Source organism: Sphingomicrobium sp. XHP0239, assembly GCF_039555325.1.
GTDB lineage: Bacteria > Pseudomonadota > Alphaproteobacteria > Sphingomonadales > Sphingomonadaceae > Sphingomicrobium > Sphingomicrobium maritimum.
This window is the reverse complement of the sequence record NZ_CP154608.1, coordinates 2,374,877-2,389,863: the sequence shown is the minus strand read 5'-3', so window position 1 is coordinate 2,389,863 and position 14,987 is coordinate 2,374,877. Positions and strand designations below refer to the sequence as shown.

Here is a 14,987-nt window from a genome sequence, read left to right as displayed (position 1 = left end):
ACCAGGCCCCCGCCGCCCAATCTCGGGCGGCGCGGGTGGAGTTTCGGGCCATGAAGTTTGCCCGCGTGAAATCGCTTGATGCCATCCTTGCCGCCGCCGAAGAAAAGTCGCTCCACCGATCGTTGGGCGCGCTCCAGCTGACCCTGTTCGGGGTCGGCTGCATCATCGGCACCGGAATTTTCGTTCTCACCAGCGCGGGCGCGCAGAAGGCCGGACCCGGTCTCATGCTCGCTTTCGTCATCGCGGGGCTCGTCTGCGTCGTCGCAGCGCTCTGCTATGCCGAAATCGCGTCGATGGTCCCCGTCGCGGGCTCGGCCTACACCTACACCTATTCGGTGATGGGCGAGCTGCTCGCCTGGACCGTCGGCTGGGCGCTCGTCCTCGAATATGCCATTGCCGGCAGCGCCGTCTCGGTCGGCTGGTCGGGCTATTTCGCGGGCACCATCCTCGACGAGTTTCTCGGTATCACCTTGCCACCCTGGCTGGCGGCGGGTCCGCTCGCGCTGGGCGGGCAACCGGGCGGTTTCATCAACCTGCCTGCGATGATCATCGCGCTACTGATCACCGGCCTGCTGATCATCGGCACGTCGGAGAGCGCCAAGGTCAACGCCATCCTCGTCCTGATCAAGGTCACCGCGCTCACCGCCTTCATCGTGCTGACCATTCCGGCGGTCGACATGGCGCAGTTCAACCCCTTCCTTCCGGCCGGCGTGTTCGGCGGGTTCGGATCGGGCGTCGGCGCGGTCGGCGCGGCGGCGACGATCTTCTTCGCCTATGTCGGCTTCGACGCCGTCTCGACCGCGGCGGAGGAGACCAAGAACCCGCAGCGCAATGTCCCCATCGGGCTCGTCGGCAGCTTGCTCATCTGTACCGTCTTCTACGTTCTCGTCGCGGCGGGCGCGATCGGCACGATCGGCGGCCAGCCCATCATGGGGCCGAACGGCGTTCCCTACCCCGCAGGGTCGGAAGAACTCGCCCGCCAGTGTGCGCTGCCGCAATATGCCGCGGCGCTCGTCTGCTCGGACGAGGCGCTCGCCCATGTCCTGCGCCAGATCGGCTTCTCCGGCATCGGAAACGCACTGGGCATCGCCGCCTTCCTCGCGCTTCCTTCGGTGATCCTCGTGCTGCTGTTCGCGCAGACGCGCATCTTCTTCGTGATGAGCCGCGACGGACTGCTGCCCGGCTTCCTGTCGAAGGTGCATCCGCGCTGGAAGACCCCGCACGTCGTCACCGCGCTCACGGGCCTGGTCGTGGCGGTCGGCGCGGCCTTCTTCCCCGTGGGCCAGCTCGCCGACATCGCCAACGCCGGGACGCTCTATGCGTTCATGATGGTGGCGATCGCGGTCATGCTGCTGCGCCGGTCGGAGCCCACGCGAAAGCGCAGCTTCCGCACCCCGGCGCTATGGCTGGTCGGACCGCTCACCATTTTCGGCACGGTCTTTCTGTTCCTGAACCTGCCGTTCGAGGCGATGATCGTCCTGCCGGTCTGGACCGTGATCGGACTGCTGATCTACTTCGCCTACGGCTATCGGCACAGCCATCTGGGCCGCGGCAAGCTGGTCATCCACGAAACCGAGGTCCACGACATCGAGCCGCCGGTGCCCGGCGCCCACGACCCCGCGCGGGACTAGCCGTTCAGGACCTTCGAGGCGAGCACTCGAAGGTCCTCTTCGGGCCGCGCGCCGTAATGCTGGATGACCTCGGCGGCGGCGACCGCGCCGAGGCGGAGCGAGGCTTCGGTGTCGAGCCCCTTGGCCTGTCCGGCGAGGAAGCCCGCCGCGAACAGGTCGCCGGCTCCGGTGGTGTCGACGAGCTGCTTGATCGGCTGCGCCCCGACCCGCGCACGATAGCCGTCCTCCATCGCGATCGCGCCCTTCTCCGAGCGGGTCACGACGAGAAGCGGCACCTTTTCGGCGATGATCGCGACCGATTCATCCAGCCCCTCGCGGGCCAGCGCCTTGATCTCGTCCTCGTTGGCGAACAGGATGTCGATCCGGTCGTTGTCGAGTAATTCCATGAATTCGGCGCGATGCCGCTCGACGCAGAACGTATCGGACAGGGTGAAGGCGACCTTGCGTCCCGCCTTCTTGGCAAAATCGATCGCCTTGCTCATCGCCTCGATGGCCCCCGGCGGATCCCACAGATAACCCTCTAGATAGAGGATTTCTGCGCTCGCGATGGTCGCTTCGTCGATCGCCTGCGGGGGCAGCTTCTGCGCCGCGCCCAGAAAGGTGTTCATCGTGCGCTGCGCATCGGGTGTCACGAGGATGAGGCAACGCGCGGTCGCCACGCCGACGTCGCTCGACGGCGGCACGATGAAGTCGACCCCCGCGGCCTCGATGTCATGCTGGTAGATCTCGCCGAGCTGGTCGTCGGCCACCTGCCCGATGAAGCCTGTCTTCACGTCCAGCGCCGCCAGCCCCGCGGCGGTGTTGCCCGCCGACCCGCCGGAGACCTCGCGGCCCTGTCCCATCAACCCGTAGAGCCGTTCGGCCTCGGCCTCGTCGATCAGTCGCATCGAGCCCTTGTCGAGATCCTGTTCCTCGAGAAACTCGTCGGTCGCATCGGCGATCACGTCGACGATGGCATTGCCGATCGCGAGCACGGAATAACGGGTGTCGGTCATGTACGCGTCCTTGATGTGTGGCCGCCGCCCCTATGCGCGACGGACCGCATTGGCAAGGGGACCGGTGGGAGAACAAGGGCTTGCGGCTTTCATCTTTCGACCGCAGAACCGTGAAATGAAGAAACGATTTGGCGTGCTGCCGCTGTTCGCGCTGGCCGCCTGTGCCGCTCCCATCGAAGACACGCGTCCCGTCGTCGCGCCGCCCGTCGCCGCCGCGGCGGTGCAGACCAGCGGACCGCTGCTCGGACTGTCCTCGGCCGCGACGCTGACCCGGCTCGGCCAGCCTGTCTTGCAGGTGCGCGAGGGGTCGGGGCTGATGCTGCAGTTTCGCGCACCCGGCTGCGTGCTCGATGCCTATCTCTATCCCGACGCCCGCGGGGCCGAGACGGTCACCCATGTCGACGCGCGCCGCCCCGACGGGCAGGACGTCGATCGCGACCTCTGTATCGCCGCGATCGAGCGCGCCAGGACGCCCTAGGCCCGCCCTGAAAGTCTTTGAGCGGCCCACTCGGCCGCCTCCGCCACGATCGGATCGGGGTCGCGCCGCAACGCCTCGACCCGGGGTTGGAGCGATACGTCCCCGCTGTTGCCCGCCGCGATCAGGCAATTGCGCACGAACCGGTCCCGCCCGATCCGCTTGATCGGCGATCCGGCGAACATCGCCCGGAAATCCGCGTCCTCGAGCGCCAGCAGATCGGCTAGCGACGGCGCCGCCAGTTCGGCGCGCGGCAGGAACTTGGCGTTCGCGTTCGCCGCATCGGCAAAGCGGTTCCACGGGCAGATGGCGAGGCAGTCGTCGCATCCGTAGATCCGGTTCCCGATCGCCTCGCGATACTCTTCGGGAATGGGGCCGGAATGTTCGATGGTGAGATAGGAGATACACCGCCGAGCATCGAGACGGTGGGGCGCGGTGATCGCCCCCGTGGGACAGGCCCCGATGCACGCCGTGCAGCTGCCGCAATGCGAGCTCCCCGCACCCGACGGCTCCAGATCGAGCGTCGTATAGATGATCCCGAGGAACAGCCAGTTGCCGTCCTCGCGATTGAGCAGGTTCGTATGCTTGCCCTGCCACCCGATCCCCGCCGCGGCGGCGAGTGGCTTTTCCATCACCGGCGCGGTATCGACGAACACCTTCACCTCGCACGGTTCTTCCTCGACCAGCCATCGCGCCAGCGCCTTCAGCTTCTGCTTCACGATCTTGTGATAATCGGCGCCCTGCGCATAGACGCTGATGCGCCCGACCTCGCCGCGGGCTTCGAGCGCCATCGGATCGGTTGCGGGCGCGTAGCTCATGCCCAGTGCGATCACGCTTCGCGCTTCGGGCCACAGCGCCCTCACCCCCACACGATGGTGCTTGCGGCTGTCCATCCAGCCCATCTCGCCGTGCCGCCCCTCGGCGATCCACTCGAGCAACTGCTCCCCCGCCGCATCCGCCGCGTCCGCCCGCGCGAACCCGCACGCCGCGAACCCCAGTTCGCGGGCCTGATCGGAAATGCGGGTCTCGATCCTCGTCATGACGCGCGAACCCATACCAGCCGCGCCCTGGCGCGCCACCCGGCCATCCCGTGTCGATCGACCGGCACGTCGGAATTCATCGCATCCTCAGGCGCCGGGCGCCGGCCCGATCTGTTCCCAAAGCTCAATCTTGATTCCGTCGGGGTCGAGGATCCACGCGAACTTGCCATAGGGCTCGTCCTGTCGCCCGAGAATGTCCACGCCCTTCGCCTCCAAATCCGCCTGGAAGGCGTCGAGATCGTCGACGCGGAAATTGAGCATGAACGGCATCGTGCCGGGGTCGAGATAGTCCGTGTCCGAACGGAAGCTCGACAACAGGCTGAAGGGATCTTCCTGCGGCTCGTCCTTCCACCGGAACACCGGGCCATAGTCCCCCGCGATGCCGAGGACGTCCTTGTACCATTCGGTCGTCTTGTCGACGTCCGCCCGTTTGACGAACACGCCGCCCAGTCCGGTGATCCTCGCCATCATGCTTCCCCTGCCGTTATGGGCACGCCATAGCATGGCGCCATGAAGCGGGGCAGCCTCGATACGCGCGCCATCTGGGCGATCGCCCTTCCGGCGATGGTGACCAACGTCGCCACGGCGCTCATCGGGATCGGGGACGTGTGGATCGTCGGGCGGCTCGACGATGCCGCCGCGCAGGGGGCGGTCGATATCGGCGCGCGACTGTTCGCGCTTCTGTTCACCGTGATGAACTTTCTCAAGACCGGCACGACGGGACTGGTCGCGCAGGCGGGCACGCAGATGGGCCGACGCGAACAGAGCGCGGTGCTGCTGCGCGGGCTTGCGGTCGGGATTGCCATCGCGGCGCTCCTCCTCCTGCTGCGTCCGCTGCTGCTACCCGCTGCGTTGAACGTCCTGGGGGCGGAGGGGCGCGTTTACGAGGCCGCCGCGTCCTACGCGGGGATCCGCTACTGGACCGCGCCGGGCGTCATGCTCAACCTCGCCCTGGTCGGCTATCTGGTCGGGCAGCGACGGATGACCACGGTGCTGATCGTCGAGGTCGCCTACAATCTCCTGAATGTCGCGCTCGGGCTGTGGTTCGTGCTCGGGCTCGACATGGGGATCGCCGGGATCGGCTGGTCTAGCTTCATCGCCGAATTCGCCAAGCTGGTGCTCGTCGCCGCGCTGGTCCTGCGCGGGGGCAAAGGCGCCCGCCTGCTGGCCGTCGCGCGCGACCGGGCGATCGTCTCGCGGGCCAGCCTCGCGCCCTTCCTCTCGGTCAACCGCGACCTGTTCCTGCGCACCTTGATCCTCACCCTCGCGCTCGCCGCGCTGACCCGCATCGGGGCCGAGCGCGGGCCCGTCGTGCTCGCCGCCAACGCCATCCTCTTCCAGCTCTTCATCTTCTCCGCGCTCCTTCTCGACGGGTTCGAGAATGCCGCGCAGGTCCTGAACGGCGAGCGGAAGGGCGCGCACGACCGGGTCGGGTTCGTCCGCATCACTCGCGCGCTGCTCGTTCGCGGATTTGCGACCGCCACCCTTCTCGCTGTCGGTTTCGCCTTTTTCGCCGACCCGGTCCTGCGCTCCTTCGCGGCGACGCCTGCCGTGGCGATGGAGGCGGAGCGGCAGGCGATCTGGCTGGTCTTCATTCCGTTCGCGGGGGTGGCAGGGTTCATTTTCGACGGCGTCTATGTCGGCGCCAGCTGGACCCGCGCGCTGCTCCTCTCGATGGTCGGCGGCACGATCGTCTATGCGCTGGCGCTCTGGCTGTCCTGGCCGCTCGGCAATGGCGGACTATGGCTGAGCTTCACGCTCTTCCTCGTCGCGCGGGCGCTGTTCCAGTTGCTTCTGCTGCCCCGGCTCGTGCGGCGCATCGACGAGGATCCTTCGCTCGTCGCGTGACCGGTTGCGGTTCGCGACCGAACCCCCATGTCGACGCCAGCGACGCGAAGGAGACGAATGCATGCCCGAATACATCCCGCCAAAGGTCTGGAACCCCGATACGTCGAGCGGCGGGAAGTTCGCCGGCATCAACCGCCCGACCGCGGGGGTGCGCGAAGAACGCGACCTGCCGAGCGGCGATCATGCCTTCCAGCTCTACTCGCTCGCCACCCCCAACGGGGTGAAGGCGACGCTGATTCTCGAGGAACTGGTGGAGGCCGGACATCTCGCCGACTATGACGCATGGCCGATCGACATTTCGAAGGGCGAGCAGTTCACGTCGGGCTTCACCGCCCTCAATCCCAACCAGAAGATCCCCGCCCTGCTCGACCGCAGTGGCGATGAACCGGTCCGCATCTTCGAAAGCGGCGCCATTCTCCTCCATCTCGCCGAGAAGTACGACGCCTTTCTCGGTCCCGAGGATGCGCGCGCGGAAATGTTGAGCTGGCTGTTCTGGCAGGTCGGGACGGGTCCCTTCATCGGGGGCGGCTTCGGCCACTTCTATCATTATGCGCCCGAGAAGATCCGTTACGCCATCGACCGCTACGCGATGGAAACCAAGCGGATCTTCGACGTCGCCGACCGCCGGCTGGGCGCGGCGCACTACCTGGCGGGCGCGGATTATAGTATCGCCGACATGGCAGTGTGGCCGTGGCTCAAGGCCTTGGTCGACGGTGAGGCCTATGGGGAGGCGCGCGAGTTTCTCCAGATCGCGACCTATGAAAACGTCGCCCGCTGGACCCGCGAGATCGCCGATCGCCCTGCCGCTCGCCGCGCCGTCATGGTCAACCGCAAGTGGGGCGACGAGGACGGACAGGTCCCCGAACGCCACTCCGCCGCCGATTTCGACGGCAAAGCGATCTAAGGCCGCGCCTCCGTTCCCGCTTGCCCTCGCCCTAAAGCTGACGCAGGTTAGCCGCGGGGGATAGGCAAATGATCGTCTTGTGGCGCAGGATCAGGGGAGCCGTCGGCGGAATCGGCCCGACCGAATGGGCCATGCTCGCCATCGAAACGCTTGCCGTCGTCGGCGGCATCGTCATCGCCTTCCAGCTCCAGGAATGGGCCTCCGACCGGCGCGAGGCGCGACAGGTTGATCGGATCAGCGCCGCGCTTCTCGAGGAAGCGCGCACCGCGACCGCATTCATCTGGCAGAACGTTCGCTCCTGGCGCGAGACGATCGAAGAGGGCGAAGCGGTCGCGGCGACGTTGGCGGCGGGCGAGTGCCCATCGGCGGAGGCGCTCGCCGCGCTTCAACGCCTCGACCATTACGACACCGTCGATCCGCCGTCGGGGGTCTACGACGAACTCGTCGCTACGGCCGGCCTGTCGTCGCTGGAGGACCCGAGCGCCCGTCTTGGCGTCGACTTCTACCGCAACGCGCGCAGTTTCTACCTCGCCGAGAACGACAATTTCCGCGCGCAGCGATGGCAGATCGTGCGCGAAGACGACCCCGCCGTCCGCATCGTTCGCGACGCCGATGCCGATCTTGGCAAACGAGTCGAAATCGATCCGGAGCGCGTCTGTGCCGATCCCGAATTCTCCGACCGCGTTGCCAAGATCGTCGGGGACCAAGCCTACTTCCAGGAATTGCTACGCGAACTCTACTTCACGGACGCGGCCTTCATGTGCGTCGCGCTCGCGCATAGCCTGGGGCAGAAGTGCAGCGACCCCGAATGGTTCAAGGCGGTCGTGGGCGAGGAAGACGCCAGGATGATCGACCGCGTCGGTCGCGAACGACAGCAGCAGGTCGACCTATAGGCGACCCTAATGCACGAACCGCGCGACCACGTCGCGGTAGCTGCGCGAAACCTTCACCTCGTTGTCCGACCCCAGCACCAAGAAACATTCGCCGTTGGTGTGCGGCTTGACCTGCTTGACCTTGTCGAGGTTGACGATCGTCGAACGGTGGACGCGCTGGAACATTCGCGGGTCGAGCCGCTTTTCCAGATCCTTCATCGTCTCGCGCAGGATCAGCGTATTGTCGCTCGTCTGGATGCACATATAGTCGCCCGCCGCGTCGATCTTCTCGATATCGTCGACGCTGACACGGAAGATCTGCCCCTGGTCGCGAATGTTGATGACGCTCTCGTAGCGGCTCGAGGCGGGACCGCCGCCCTCGGCATCGGCGAATTCGCTGGCCGCCTCGGGCGCATGTTCGTTCAATGCGGCTTCCAGTTTCTCGGCCTTCCGCGCCGCGCCCTTTTCGCGCAAGCGGCGGCGCACCCGATCTAACGTCTCGGCCAGCCGGTCTTCCTCCACCGGCTTCACCAGATAGTCCACCGCCTTGGATTCGAACGCCTTCACGGCATGCTCCGAATAGGCCGTCACGAAGACGAACAGCGGCGGTTCGACCTCCATCAGTCCCGAAATCACCGAGAAACCGTCGAACCCCGGCATCTGGATGTCGAGGAAGACGAGGTCGGGCTTCAGCGTCTTGGTCTGGCGGATCGCCTCGCGGCCATTCGACGCGGTCCCGACGACCTCGACGTCTTCATGCGCTTCGAGCCGCAGCTGCAGGCCCTGGGTGGCGAGTTTCTCGTCGTCGACGAGGAGAGTGCGGATGGTCATGAAACAGCTTTCGTTTCCAGAGGTATTTGCAGCACAACGCTGAAGCCCCCCTTTTCGTTCGTTTTCGTTTCGAATCCGTGCGCCGCGCCATAGGCGGCGAGCAGTCGTTCGCGGGTGTTGGCGAGACCGACGCCCGTCGACTTGCTGTCCATCATGGTGGCCCCGCCCGCGCCCGAGTCCGCGACGATGATCCGCACGCTCTCGCCCTCGCGCTCGGCGGTCACGAAGATGTCCGCCCCGTCCTCCGACGGCGTGACGGCATATTTGATCGCATTCTCGATCAGCGGCTGGAGAATGAGCGAGGGCAGCAGCGCCCCCGCAGCCTCCGCCCCGATCCGGAAATGCGGGCGCAGCCGGTCCTCGAAACGCATCTTCTCGATCGCCAGATAGCTCTTCATCGTCTCGATTTCCTTGGCGAGCGGCACGCGCGCGGTCGGCTCGTTCGACAGCGTGTAGCGCAGGAAGGACGACAGCCGCGCCAGCATCGCATTGGCCCGCTCGCGCTCCTCGATGAGCACGAGGGTCGAGATGGAATTGAGCGTATTGAATAGGAAATGCGGATTGAGCTGATAGCGCAGCATCGCCAGTTGCGCCGCCGACGCCTGGTTCTCCAGCGCGCGTCGCTGGTCGATCTGCTCTTCCAAGAGCAGGTAATAGTTGATCCCGAAATACAGGCCGGTCCACGCCGCCAGCAGGGTGACGTTGAGGATCATCGCGCCGAAGAAGGAAAACCCGCGCAGCGAAAGATCCGGACGGACGAAGGTGGTGTAACTCCACACGTCGATGAAGCTGAAGAGGCTACCCGCCATTGCGACCGCGACCAGCGCGACCAGCGCCGTGACCAGCGCGCGCAGGGTGATGAGCCAACGGTTGAGCGCCGCGAGGAGCAAGGTCAGCGAATAGCCTGTCATCGCAATGATGAGGCAGTGTACGAAGAAGATTCCCGGCTCGAGCCCGTTTACCAGCCCCGACAGGAAGCGGAGCAGCAGATAGCCGACCCAGCCCAGGCTTTGCAGCACCCAGAAGGCGCGCGTCTTGTCGGCGAAGAACGGCCGGTCGAGTCCGACGCCCTCGATGATCGGTCGCGAGTGGCCCTGCCCCGTGACCGCGCTATCCCCCGCGTCGCGTGCGATGCGCTCGACCGAGGCGCGCTGGCGGCGTTGAAGCGCGCGCCGCTCTTCTTCTTTCAGCGAAAATTCAGGCGTGTCGGTCAAACTGTGCTCCACGGGCTCGAATGCGCAACCATAAGCGCGCCAGGGCGATTGTGCCAATGAGGGAGTGGGAACGGGCCCAGCGCTCGCTCGCGACGATAATTCAGGAGTGTGGGACATGATGCGGACGATGACGGTACTGACGCTCCTGCTGCTCGCTTCGTGCCGCTCGGCGGACGCACCGGTGGAAACACCCGGCACGACGTCCGACATCGCCCCCATTCTCGACCGCGAAGATGCGCACGACATCCATAGCTTCGCCCGCCCGCTCGAAGCGCGCGTGCATCACCTTGCGCTCGATCTCGACGTGGATTTCGACGCGCGCCGCGTATCGGGCACCGCCACGCTCGATGTCGATGCCGCCGAAGGCGCGACCGAGATCGTCCTCGATACGCGCGACCTCGACATCGCCTCGATCACCGCCCCCGACGGCACGGCGCTCGACTACGAGATCGGAGAAGGCAGCGAGGAACTGGGCCAGCCGCTGACCGTCCAGCTGGACGGCGCCGAACAGATCATCATCACCTATGCCGCCTCGCCCACCGGCGACGCGCTGCAATTCCTCAGTCCCGAACAGACCGCGGGGGGCGAACATCCCTTCCTGTTCAGCCAAGGCCAGTCGATCCTCAACCGCAGCTGGATTCCGACGCAGGACAGTCCCGGCATCCGCCAGACCTGGGAAGCGCGCATCCGCGTTCCCAATCCCTTGACCGCGGTCATGAGCGCGCCAAGCGCGGGCGACCCCATCCCCGACGGGCCCGATCACCGCATCTTCCGCTTCGACATGGACAAGTCGGTGCCGCCCTATCTGATCGCCATCGCCGCCGGGAATCTCGAGTTCGAGCCGCTCGGCCTGCGCACCGGCGTCTGGGCCGAACCCGAAACCCTGGCCGCGGCCGCCGCCGAACTGGTCGATACCGAACAGATGATCAGCGCCTCGGAGGATCTCTTCGGTCCCTATCGCTGGGGCCGCTACGACATGATCGTCCTGCCGCCCAGCTTCCCCTTCGGCGGGATGGAAAATCCGACCCTGACCTTCCTCACCCCGACCTTCATCGCGGGAGACAAGTCGCTGACCAGCCTGATCGCGCACGAACTGGCGCACAGCTGGTCGGGCAATCTCGCCACCAACGCCACCTGGGCCGATTTCTGGCTCAACGAGGGCATGACCGTCTATGCCGAACAGCGCATCGTCGAAGCCGTCTACGGCGAGGAGACCTTCGCGCAGCAGGTGTCCCTGAGCCAGGATTCGCTCGACGCCGCCATCGGCGACCTCGACGAGCGCGACCAGATCCTCGCGGTCGATCTCACCGGACGTCATCCCGACGACGGCTTCACCGACATTCCCTACGACAAGGGCGCGGCCTTCCTCCGCACGCTCGAGCGCGAGGTGGGACGCGAACGGTTCGATGCCTTCCTGCGCAAATGGTTCGACGACCATGCCTTCGAACCCGTCACCAGTTCGATGTTCCTCGAGGCCGTCAACGAGCAGTTGCTGGGCGGAAGCGACGAGCGGGCCGAGGCGTTGCTGATCAACGAATGGATCTACGAGGCGGGCATTCCGGCCAACAATGCGCCGACCGACGCCGACGCGTTCGCCGATGTCGACGGCGCCGTTTCCCGGTTCGATGAAGGGGGGAATGTCGCCTCCATCGACTGGGACGGCTGGAACACTGCCGAACGGCTTCGCTTTCTCGGTCGCATCGACCAGGAAGTGACCACGCCGCGACTGCGCGCCCTCGACGAGGCCTTCGACCTCACGCAATCGACCAACAACGAGATCCTGTTTCTCTGGCTCCAGCTTGCGGTGGCCAACCGCTACGATCCCGCCGTTCCGCGGCTCGAGCAATTCCTGACGACGCAGGGCCGGCGCAAGTTCGTCCGTCCCCTGTTCGTGGCGCTCGCCTCGGACGAGGAGTGGGGGAAGCCGATCGCGACGCGGGTCTATCCGCGGGCCCGGCCGCTCTACCACCCGATCACGACCGAGGATCTCGACAAACTCGACATCGGGTACAGCGCCGCCGAAACCGACCGTGGCTCAGCTGAGCAAACGGAAAGTTAACCACGCTCTTAACCCGCTGATAACTGTCTTGGGCCTATGGCTCCTCATCTCACACGAGGAGCGCATTTGCCCATGTATCAGGCCCCCGATCGTTACAAACGCATGATTTCCGCCAAATTGCCCGACGGTGCGTCGTTGGGCGTGGCCTCGGCGGTGCATGACGATCAGGCCTCGACTCCGCTGCGCGACGTCCAGCTCATCAGCCGCGCCCAGCTCGCCCCCTTCTTCGCGGGCGCCAACATTCTCGCCGCGGTCCTGTTCGCGGGCGCGATGCACAGCGATATCAGCCTGTGGCTCATGGCGGCATGGATTCTCGCCGTGGTCGGCATCAACACGCTCATGACCATGCTGGCGCGGCGTCAGGCGATCACCCACATCGGCCGGTCGGGACGACGCGTTCCGCACTGGCAGATGCTGTCCGACGTCGCCGCGCGCGCCGCGGTCTGGCTCAGTCTGCCGATGACGGTCTTCGCCGGCCTCGACCCGCAAAGCCAGATCATCGCCGCCTCGGTCATCTCGGGGCTCGGCGTCGCCGCGCTGGGGCTCGTCGTGGTCCCGACCGCCGCGATCACCTGGATCACCATCTTCGTGACCGCGCTGTGCGTGTCGCTCGTGGTGGCGCGCAACACGGTACCGTTCGAGAACATGATCTCGATCGTCTTCATCATCGGGGTCGCGATGGGGGGCGTGATGACCGTCGCGCGCTGGGCCTTCCACCAGCTGAAGACCAACGCCGACGTCGGTTCGCAATCCGAAAGCGCCTCGCTCCTCCTCCAGGAATATGAAAAGCGCGGCGTTGGCTGGCTCTGGCAGATCGACGACGAAAACCGCGTCACCTACCTCTCCAGCCGCATGGTCGCGCTGATCGGGCGCCCGTCGTCCGCGATCATCGGTCATTCGCTTCCCGGTCTGCTCGGTGGGCACAAGGAACTGGGCGATCTGCTGTTGCAGCATCAGCCCTTCCAGAATTTCGAAATGCAGCTTCAGGGCGCGCGCGGTGGGCGCTGGATCAGCCTCGCGGGCGATCCGATCATCGATCATGCAGGCCGGTTCGCGGGCTTCCGCGGCGTCGGCAGCGACATCACCGAAGTGCGCCAGCAGCAAGAGCGCCTCACGCACCTCGCCAACGTCGACGTGCTGTCGGGCCTGCCCAATCGCGGCCGCGTCCGCCAGCTGGCGGGCGAGGTGCTCCGTACCGCGACGACATCGAACGTGCCCTGCGCGATCATGTTTCTCGACCTCGACGGCTTCAAGCCGGTCAACGACACCTTCGGCCATCCCAAGGGCGATGCGGTGCTCCAGGCCGTCGCCAAGCGTCTCGTCGATGAAGTCGGCGAGCTCGGCTATGTCGGGCGCATGGGGGGCGACGAGTTCGCGATCATCGTCAAGGACGCGCAGAGCCGCAAGGGCGTCGAGACACTGAGCCGTGCCATCATCCATTCGGTCGGCGAACCCTACATGATCGACCAGACCGAGATCCGCATCGGCGTGTCGATCGGCTGCGCCTTCGGCCCCATCGACGGTGCCACCGTCGACGACCTCATCCTCAAGGCCGACCTCGCGCTCTACGAAGCCAAGAATGCCGGCCGCGGCGTCGCCAAATATTTCAGCTCCGAGCTGCAGACCGAACAGGACGACCGCGTCCGTCTTGAAAGCGACCTTCGCGCCGCCATCGCGTCCAAGCAGTTCCAGCTGCTCTACCAGCCGCTCGTCTCGGCCAAGGACCAGAAGCTCGTCGGGTTCGAAGCGCTCATCCGCTGGAACCACCCCCAGCGCGGCATGATCCCGCCTCCCGTCTTCATCGGCATCGCCGAGGAATGCGGGCTGATGATGGACATCGGCAACTGGGTGATCGAGGAAGCCTGCCGCACCGCCGCCACCTGGCCCGACCCGCTGACCGTCGCGGTCAACGTCAGCCCCAAGCAGATCCAGATGCCCGCGCTGCCGCAGGTCGTCAGCCAGGCGCTCGCCCGCCACAAGCTCGCGGGCAACCGTCTCGAACTGGAAGTCACCGAAGGCGTCTTCCTCGGCAACAATGCCGCGACCCTCGATATCATGCAGCGCCTGCGTCAACTTGGCGTCGGCATCGCATTGGACGATTTCGGCACCGGCTATTCCTCGATCGGCTATCTCAACAAGGCCGTGTTCCACAAGCTGAAGATCGACGGCAGCTTCGTGCGCGAAGCGGGCACGCGCGAAGAGAACGTCTCGATCATCAAGTCGATCGTCGAACTCGCCAAGTCCTTCCGCATGTCGGTCACCGCCGAGGGCGTCGAGACGGCGGAGGATTTCGAACGGATGCGCGACCTCGGCGTCGACACGATCCAAGGCTACCTGTTCGGCCGCCCCCTCACCTACGAACGTGCCAACCAGATGGTCGTCGGCATGAGCCGCAAGGCCGGCTAGGCCCCGCCGCGTCGCGCTCCGGCGCGGCGTCCTTCACGCCGCGTCTCCCGAAAGGATTACCTCATGTCCAACGATCAAGCCTTCGTCGTCCTTAACCGGAGCGACGGTTCCAAGGTCGCCTGCCAGCTCAAGACCCTGATGTTCTTCACCAAGGCGCCCCACGGCTGCGTCCTGAACTTCGGCGGCGCGACGCAGATCAACGTCAAGGAAGACTTCGACGATCTCCTCGCCTTGGTGGGAAGCGACAAGGCGCTCGGCTGAGGGCCGCTACCGACCCCAATTGTCCACATTTAGAACCTGTGCGAGACTTGGGCCATGCGCTCCCTTCTAATACTGTGCGCGGCTGCGCTCACCGGTTGCTCTTCCGGATTCTTTCCAGGCTCACCAGCGGAACAGACTATCGACCGACTGGAGCAGCGCTTGAGCAAGGTATCGTGCGTTGGCTCGCTAGATGACTGGGAGCGTCATTATACCTTTTCATCGAGACCATTCGTGGGCTTGGACTTCCGCTGGTATGATTATGGAAAGATTGATGTGGATCTGCGGGAAGCAGGTTTCGAAGAGTTCGTAGGCGGGCGACATATCCACGCTCGCTTGCCAGAACACCAATTTTGGGTGGACGATAGGCCCTACGACACTGCGTTTGGCGAGTACGACATCTCAGAAGATCGACTGACCATCACTTCCTGCGGCGCAGACATCTAGCCAACGA

At 65.5% G+C, this 14,987-nt stretch carries 14 protein-coding genes; 9 read left to right on the top strand and 5 right to left on the bottom strand.

From position 1 onward, the window contains the following. Nucleotides 1–50 precede the first annotated feature (50 nt). Nucleotides 51–1,631, top strand: coding sequence for an amino acid permease (locus WJT74_RS12075; protein ID WP_343345288.1), 1,581 nt, complete (start codon nucleotides 51–53; stop codon nucleotides 1,629–1,631). On the opposite strand, the gene WJT74_RS12070 is transcribed toward WJT74_RS12075, so the two are convergent. Continuing rightward, nucleotides 1,628–2,626: an adenosine kinase gene (locus WJT74_RS12070; protein WP_343345286.1), complete on the bottom strand. Its 999-nt coding sequence runs from the start codon at nucleotides 2,624–2,626 to the stop codon at nucleotides 1,628–1,630. The genes WJT74_RS12075 and WJT74_RS12070 overlap by 4 nt on opposite strands. Nucleotides 2,627–2,741: 115 nt before the next feature. On the opposite strand from WJT74_RS12070, the gene WJT74_RS12065 reads away from it, so the two are divergent. After that, a complete protein-coding gene (locus WJT74_RS12065; RefSeq protein ID WP_343345285.1) occupies nucleotides 2,742–3,104 on the top strand; it encodes a hypothetical protein in 363 nt (120 codons plus the stop codon). Here WJT74_RS12065 and queG read toward each other — a convergent pair. Next, on the bottom strand, nucleotides 3,101–4,141 hold the full coding sequence (gene queG / locus WJT74_RS12060) for a tRNA epoxyqueuosine(34) reductase QueG (protein ID WP_343345283.1): 1,041 nt from the start codon (nucleotides 4,139–4,141) through the stop codon (nucleotides 3,101–3,103). The genes WJT74_RS12065 and queG overlap by 4 nt on opposite strands. A gap of 87 nt (nucleotides 4,142–4,228) precedes the next feature. Beyond that, a complete protein-coding gene (locus WJT74_RS12055; RefSeq protein WP_343345281.1) occupies nucleotides 4,229–4,609 on the bottom strand; it encodes a VOC family protein in 381 nt (126 codons plus the stop codon). Between the two features lie 42 nt (nucleotides 4,610–4,651). Between WJT74_RS12055 and WJT74_RS12050 the strand changes: the two genes are divergently transcribed. The 3 genes from WJT74_RS12050 to WJT74_RS12040 all read left to right on the top strand — a co-directional run bounded on the left by WJT74_RS12050 (nucleotide 4,652) and on the right by WJT74_RS12040 (nucleotide 7,786). Next, nucleotides 4,652–5,989 (top strand): MATE family efflux transporter, encoded by a 1,338-nt coding sequence (locus WJT74_RS12050; RefSeq protein WP_343345279.1) that lies wholly within the window; start codon nucleotides 4,652–4,654, stop codon nucleotides 5,987–5,989. A gap of 61 nt (nucleotides 5,990–6,050) precedes the next feature. Further along, a complete protein-coding gene (gene yghU / locus WJT74_RS12045) occupies nucleotides 6,051–6,893 on the top strand; it encodes a glutathione-dependent disulfide-bond oxidoreductase (protein WP_343345277.1) in 843 nt (280 codons plus the stop codon). Between the two features lie 68 nt (nucleotides 6,894–6,961). Further along, the gene (locus WJT74_RS12040; RefSeq protein WP_343345275.1) at nucleotides 6,962–7,786 is read left to right on the top strand and encodes a hypothetical protein; all 825 of its coding nucleotides are present in this window, start codon (nucleotides 6,962–6,964) and stop codon (nucleotides 7,784–7,786) included. Nucleotides 7,787–7,792: 6 nt separating this feature from the next. On the opposite strand, the gene WJT74_RS12035 is transcribed toward WJT74_RS12040, so the two are convergent. After that, nucleotides 7,793–8,596 carry a LytR/AlgR family response regulator transcription factor gene (locus tag WJT74_RS12035; protein WP_343345272.1) on the bottom strand — a complete coding sequence of 268 codons (804 nt, stop codon included), beginning with the start codon at nucleotides 8,594–8,596 and terminating at the stop codon, nucleotides 7,793–7,795. Then, nucleotides 8,593–9,675, bottom strand: a complete 1,083-nt coding sequence (locus WJT74_RS12030) for a sensor histidine kinase (protein WP_343348195.1) — start codon at nucleotides 9,673–9,675, stop codon at nucleotides 8,593–8,595. The genes WJT74_RS12035 and WJT74_RS12030 overlap by 4 nt, the downstream gene beginning before the upstream one ends. A 250-nt stretch (nucleotides 9,676–9,925) precedes the next feature. On the opposite strand from WJT74_RS12030, the gene WJT74_RS12025 reads away from it, so the two are divergent. The 4 genes from WJT74_RS12025 (at nucleotide 9,926) to WJT74_RS12010 (ending at nucleotide 14,980) form a co-directional block, all read left to right on the top strand. Continuing rightward, nucleotides 9,926–11,869, top strand: a complete 1,944-nt coding sequence (locus WJT74_RS12025) for a M1 family metallopeptidase (RefSeq protein WP_343345269.1) — start codon at nucleotides 9,926–9,928, stop codon at nucleotides 11,867–11,869. Nucleotides 11,870–11,941: 72 nt separating this feature from the next. Further along, on the top strand, nucleotides 11,942–14,275 hold the full coding sequence (locus WJT74_RS12020) for a putative bifunctional diguanylate cyclase/phosphodiesterase (protein ID WP_343345267.1): 2,334 nt from the start codon (nucleotides 11,942–11,944) through the stop codon (nucleotides 14,273–14,275). A gap of 63 nt (nucleotides 14,276–14,338) precedes the next feature. Then, nucleotides 14,339–14,536 (top strand): hypothetical protein, encoded by a 198-nt coding sequence (locus WJT74_RS12015; protein WP_343345264.1) that lies wholly within the window; start codon nucleotides 14,339–14,341, stop codon nucleotides 14,534–14,536. A gap of 159 nt (nucleotides 14,537–14,695) precedes the next feature. Next, a complete protein-coding gene (locus WJT74_RS12010; protein ID WP_343345261.1) occupies nucleotides 14,696–14,980 on the top strand; it encodes a hypothetical protein in 285 nt (94 codons plus the stop codon). Nucleotides 14,981–14,987 lie beyond the last annotated feature (7 nt).

Bases quoted from the DNA above. Each gene is read 5' to 3' on its own strand.
- WJT74_RS12035 (WP_343345272.1), bottom strand. From the start codon at position 8,596: ATGACCATCCGCACTCTCCTCGTCGACGACGAGAAACTCGCCACCCAG.
- WJT74_RS12015 (WP_343345264.1), top strand. From the start codon at position 14,339: ATGTCCAACGATCAAGCCTTCGTCGTCCTTAACCGGAGCGACGGTTCC.
- yghU (WP_343345277.1), top strand. From the start codon at position 6,051: ATGCCCGAATACATCCCGCCAAAGGTCTGGAACCCCGATACGTCGAGC.
- WJT74_RS12050 (WP_343345279.1), top strand. From the start codon at position 4,652: ATGAAGCGGGGCAGCCTCGATACGCGCGCCATCTGGGCGATCGCCCTT.
- WJT74_RS12070 (WP_343345286.1), bottom strand. From the start codon at position 2,626: ATGACCGACACCCGTTATTCCGTGCTCGCGATCGGCAATGCCATCGTC.
- WJT74_RS12020 (WP_343345267.1), top strand. From the start codon at position 11,942: ATGTATCAGGCCCCCGATCGTTACAAACGCATGATTTCCGCCAAATTG.
- WJT74_RS12040 (WP_343345275.1), top strand. From the start codon at position 6,962: ATGATCGTCTTGTGGCGCAGGATCAGGGGAGCCGTCGGCGGAATCGGC.
- WJT74_RS12055 (WP_343345281.1), bottom strand. From the start codon at position 4,609: ATGGCGAGGATCACCGGACTGGGCGGCGTGTTCGTCAAACGGGCGGAC.
- WJT74_RS12075 (WP_343345288.1), top strand. From the start codon at position 51: ATGAAGTTTGCCCGCGTGAAATCGCTTGATGCCATCCTTGCCGCCGCC.
- WJT74_RS12065 (WP_343345285.1), top strand. From the start codon at position 2,742: ATGAAGAAACGATTTGGCGTGCTGCCGCTGTTCGCGCTGGCCGCCTGT.
- WJT74_RS12025 (WP_343345269.1), top strand. From the start codon at position 9,926: ATGATGCGGACGATGACGGTACTGACGCTCCTGCTGCTCGCTTCGTGC.
- queG (WP_343345283.1), bottom strand. From the start codon at position 4,141: ATGACGAGGATCGAGACCCGCATTTCCGATCAGGCCCGCGAACTGGGG.